The sequence below is a fragment of the Variovorax sp. 01T439_2 genome, from assembly GCF_056398445.1.
On the sequence record NZ_JBFTPJ010000669.1, the window covers coordinates 1 to 3,344 of the forward strand.

The window sequence follows — 3,344 nt, forward strand, 5'->3', positions numbered from 1 at the left end:
ATCGTGCTGGGCTATGCGATTGCGGCCGGGCTCTTCGTGGTGGGCTTCACGCTTGCGAGCGATTGGGTGTTCGGCGCGTTCCAGCGCTTCCACCGCGCGTGGCCCTGGGCCGTGCTGCTGACCACGCCGCTGCTCACCGCCGCCATCGCGTGGTTCACGCTGCGCTTCTTCCCGGGCGCTGGAGGCTCGGGCATTCCGCAGATCAAGGCGGCGCTGCACGCCACGCTGCCGGAGGAACGGCGCTTCAGCTTCGCATCGCTGCGCCTCACGGTCGCCAAGATCGGGCTCGGCGCGGCGGGCTTCGCGGCGGGGCTTTCGATCGGGCGCGAAGGGCCTTCGGTGCAGGTGGCGGCCGGGGTGATGCAGCATGCGCGGCGCTGGCTGTCGCCGCGCACCACCATCGAYGGGCGCGCGCTGCTGGTGGCCGGCGGCGCGGCGGGCATCGCGGCCGCCTTCAATGCGCCGCTCGCGGGCGTGGTGTTCGCGATCGAGGAGCTCTCGGGCCGCCTGGAGGCGCGTTCCAGCGGCCTGATCATCACCGCCATCGTGCTGGCGGGCCTGGTGGCCGTCTCGGTGTTCGGCAACAGCAGCTATTTCGGCGTGATCCGCGTGCCGCGGCTCGGGTGGGATGCGCTCGGGCCGGGCCTCTTGGTCACCTTGCTCAGCGGCGCGGCGGGCGGCCTGTTCGCGCGCCTGCTGATCGCCTCGCTCACGGGCGCGCCGGGGCGCCTCAACCGCTGGCGCGCGCGCTTTCCGGTGCGCTTCGCGGCTGCCTGCGGCCTGGCCGTGGCCATCATCGGGCTCGTCACCGGCGGTGTCACCTTCGGCGCCGGGTCGGAGGCCGTGAAGCAGATGCTGCAGGGGCATGACGAACTCACGCCGCTCAACACCGTGCTCAAGTTCGTCGCCACCTGGCTCACGGCCTGGAGCGGCGTGCCGGGCGGCATCTTCGCGCCTTCGCTGTCCATCGGCGCGGGCATCGGCGACGCGGTGGCCGCGCTGGCCAGCCGCGATCTCGGCCCTGCGCTGATCGCGATGGGCATGGCCGGCTTCCTGGCTGCGGTCACGCAGGCGCCGCTCACCGCCTTCATCATCGTGATGGAAATGGTCGATGGCCATTCGATGGTGCTGAGCCTGATGGCGGCTGCCATGCTGTCCAGCCTGGTCTCGCGCATGATCAGCCGGCCGCTGTACGACACGCTGGCCGAGCACATGGTGTGGCGCGCCGTGGGCTCGATGCTGCCCACGGATGCCGCGGCAGTCACGCCCGCCGCCAGGACAACGCCGACGCCGTGACCAGGCAGAGCGCGAGGAACACGATGGCCGCGTTCACCGCATGCGAGTACTCCCAGTGGCGCCGCAGGATCTCCCAGTTGGCCGGGACGCTGGTCCAGTTGTGCGTGGCCTGGTTGCCCGGCAAGGTCCATGCCACGAAGATCGCGAACATTGCCGCGATGCAGGCCGCGGCACCGAGCGCGAGCCAGAACGGCAGGGGCTGCGAGCGGACGACGACCGCAAGGGCGATGTTCACCACCAGCGCCGCCACCCACAGCGAGCCGAGCACGGCCCAGCCGCGGTAGATGCCCTGCACCAGAAAATACTCCGGCTGGCCGAGGCCGATCTTGTTCGGGAGCGCCGCCAGGTGGGCGCCCGAGGGAATCAGCGCGAGAGCGCCGATCGCAATGGCCAGGAACTGAACGATCCTCGTGCCCATGGCAAGCCCGTCGAGCTAGGCGGCCGACTGCACGAACGGCCTGGCCTTCTCCAGGAAGACCTGGTGCCTCGCGTCGAGCTCTTCGATGTCTCGTTGCAGTTCGGCCTTGTCGTACGGCTCGCCGGCGGCAATGGCCGTCATCCAGCGGTCGAACTTGTCGCGCTCCGCGCGCCAGGCATCGTATGCAGTGTCGAGCTCGTCCCATTGAATGGTCATGCGAAGGCCTGCTCGATCTTCAGCACGCCGTCCTCCAGCCTGGCGACGGCGGTCTTGTCGTCCACCTCGCTGCCGAGCGTGAAGCCGCTATTCGTTCCATGCGGGTCAGGGCATTCATGATGATGATCTCCCGTCAAGTGTGGTGGCGAAACACGTCGCCTCCGCGCAGGCACGGCGACGCTCCAACCCTATGTTCGGACGTTGGCAAGCCCCTGCCGCGTGCGAAGGAATTCGGGCGCGCCGCAACGACAGTTGCTGCGGCTGCCATCCATCGACGATGTCCGACAGACGGCCCTTGCGGCCCGCGCAAAGTAGTGAAAAGTCGTCCATCCACACACCAGGAACAGGAGCACCACCATGCGCGATTTCGTTTCCTTCGCAGCCGGCGTGGCTGCGGGCACTGTGGCCATGTACTACCTCGATCACCAGAGCGGCCGGCGCCGCCGGGCGCTCGCGCGCGACAAGGCCATTGCGGCCGGGCATGAGGCCGCGGACATGGCCGAATCCGCAGGCAAGAGAGCGGCGGACCACCTGAAGGGATACATGGCCACCGGCCGGTTCGATCGCACCGGAGGCGGCGAACCGGAGACCGACTCCCAACTGCACGAGCGCATCCGCGCACGGCTCGGACGGGTCGTGAGCCATCCGAGGTCGATCGAGGTGGAAGTCGACCGGGGCAGCGTCCACCTGCGGGGCCACATCCTGACCCGGGAGCTCGACGACCTGCTCTACGAGCTGAAGCAGATGCGGGGCGTGCAGGCGGTGACCAACGAACTCAGCTGCCACGACACGGCCGAGGGAATCTCCGAGCTGCAGGGCCGCACCGAGCCCGCCGGGCGCCCGCTGCATTGAGCCGTCTCAGGCGTGGGCCCGCGCATCCGCGAACAGCCGGACCATCTCGCGGTCGAAGGCCGGCAGGTCCTGCGGCTTGCGGCTGGTGATGAGGTTGCCGTCGACCACCACTTCGCGGTCCACCCACTTGGCGCCGGCATTCGTGAGGTCGCTGCGCAGCGAGGGCCACGAGGTCATCGTGCGGCCGCGCACCGCGCCGGCCTCGATCAGCGTCCACGGTCCGTGGCAGATCGCGGCCACCGGCTTGCCGGCCTTGAAGAAATCGCGCACGAAGGCGATGGCCTCCTCGTTGATGCGCAGCACATCGGGGTTCATCACCCCGCCGGGCAGCACGAGCGCATCGAACTCGTGCGCGGCGGCCTGCGGCAGCGGTATGTCGACGTTGAATTCATCGGCTGGCTTGTGGTGCTTCCAGCCGCGCACGGTGTTGTCCTTCGGCGAGACGATCTTGGTGGCGGCGCCGGCCGCATCGAGCGCCTTGCGCGGCTCCGTCATCTCGGCTTGCTCGAAGCCGTCGGCCACGAGAATGGCGACCTTGGCGCCATCGAGTTGGGTCTTGCTC

At 69.2% G+C, this 3,344-nt stretch carries 6 protein-coding genes; 2 read left to right on the plus strand and 4 right to left on the minus strand.

Annotated elements, in window-relative coordinates; translation table 11 throughout:
* Window positions 1-1,296, plus strand: a 1,296-nt coding sequence (locus tag AC1DOC_RS25530) for a chloride channel protein (protein ID WP_478130747.1), incomplete at its 5' end; no start/stop codon positions are given.
* Here AC1DOC_RS25530 and AC1DOC_RS25535 read toward each other — a convergent pair.
* From AC1DOC_RS25535 to AC1DOC_RS25545, 3 genes are read right to left on the minus strand one after another with little or no spacing between them, the layout of a single operon-like run.
* Window positions 1,262-1,714, minus strand: coding sequence for a DUF1772 domain-containing protein (locus AC1DOC_RS25535; protein WP_369664608.1), 453 nt, complete (start codon window positions 1,712-1,714; stop codon window positions 1,262-1,264). The two genes, AC1DOC_RS25530 and AC1DOC_RS25535, sit on opposite strands and share 35 nt — an antisense overlap.
* 15 nt (window positions 1,715-1,729) lie before the next feature.
* Window positions 1,730-1,930 (minus strand): hypothetical protein, encoded by a 201-nt coding sequence (locus AC1DOC_RS25540; protein ID WP_418148286.1) that lies wholly within the window; start codon window positions 1,928-1,930, stop codon window positions 1,730-1,732.
* Window positions 1,927-2,067, minus strand: coding sequence for an Hsp20/alpha crystallin family protein (locus AC1DOC_RS25545; protein WP_018904114.1), 141 nt, complete (start codon window positions 2,065-2,067; stop codon window positions 1,927-1,929). Before AC1DOC_RS25545 ends, AC1DOC_RS25540 begins: the two co-directional genes overlap by 4 nt.
* A gap of 220 nt (window positions 2,068-2,287) precedes the next feature.
* Here AC1DOC_RS25545 and AC1DOC_RS25550 point away from each other — a divergent pair, with 220 nt between their 5' ends.
* Window positions 2,288-2,782, plus strand: a complete 495-nt coding sequence (locus AC1DOC_RS25550) for a BON domain-containing protein (protein ID WP_015866354.1) — start codon at window positions 2,288-2,290, stop codon at window positions 2,780-2,782.
* A 6-nt stretch (window positions 2,783-2,788) separates the two neighbouring features.
* Here the strand turns inward: AC1DOC_RS25550 and AC1DOC_RS25555 are convergent.
* Window positions 2,789-3,344, minus strand: a 556-nt coding sequence (locus AC1DOC_RS25555; RefSeq protein WP_478130748.1) for a type 1 glutamine amidotransferase domain-containing protein, incomplete at its 5' end; no start/stop codon positions are given.

Excerpts from the sequence above, each read along its gene's own strand:
- AC1DOC_RS25535 (WP_369664608.1), bottom strand. The coding sequence starts at position 1,714 with ATGGGCACGAGGATCGTTCAGTTCCTGGCCATTGCGATCGGCGCTCTC.
- AC1DOC_RS25540 (WP_418148286.1), bottom strand. The coding sequence starts at position 1,930 with ATGACCATTCAATGGGACGAGCTCGACACTGCATACGATGCCTGGCGC.
- AC1DOC_RS25550 (WP_015866354.1), top strand. The coding sequence starts at position 2,288 with ATGCGCGATTTCGTTTCCTTCGCAGCCGGCGTGGCTGCGGGCACTGTG.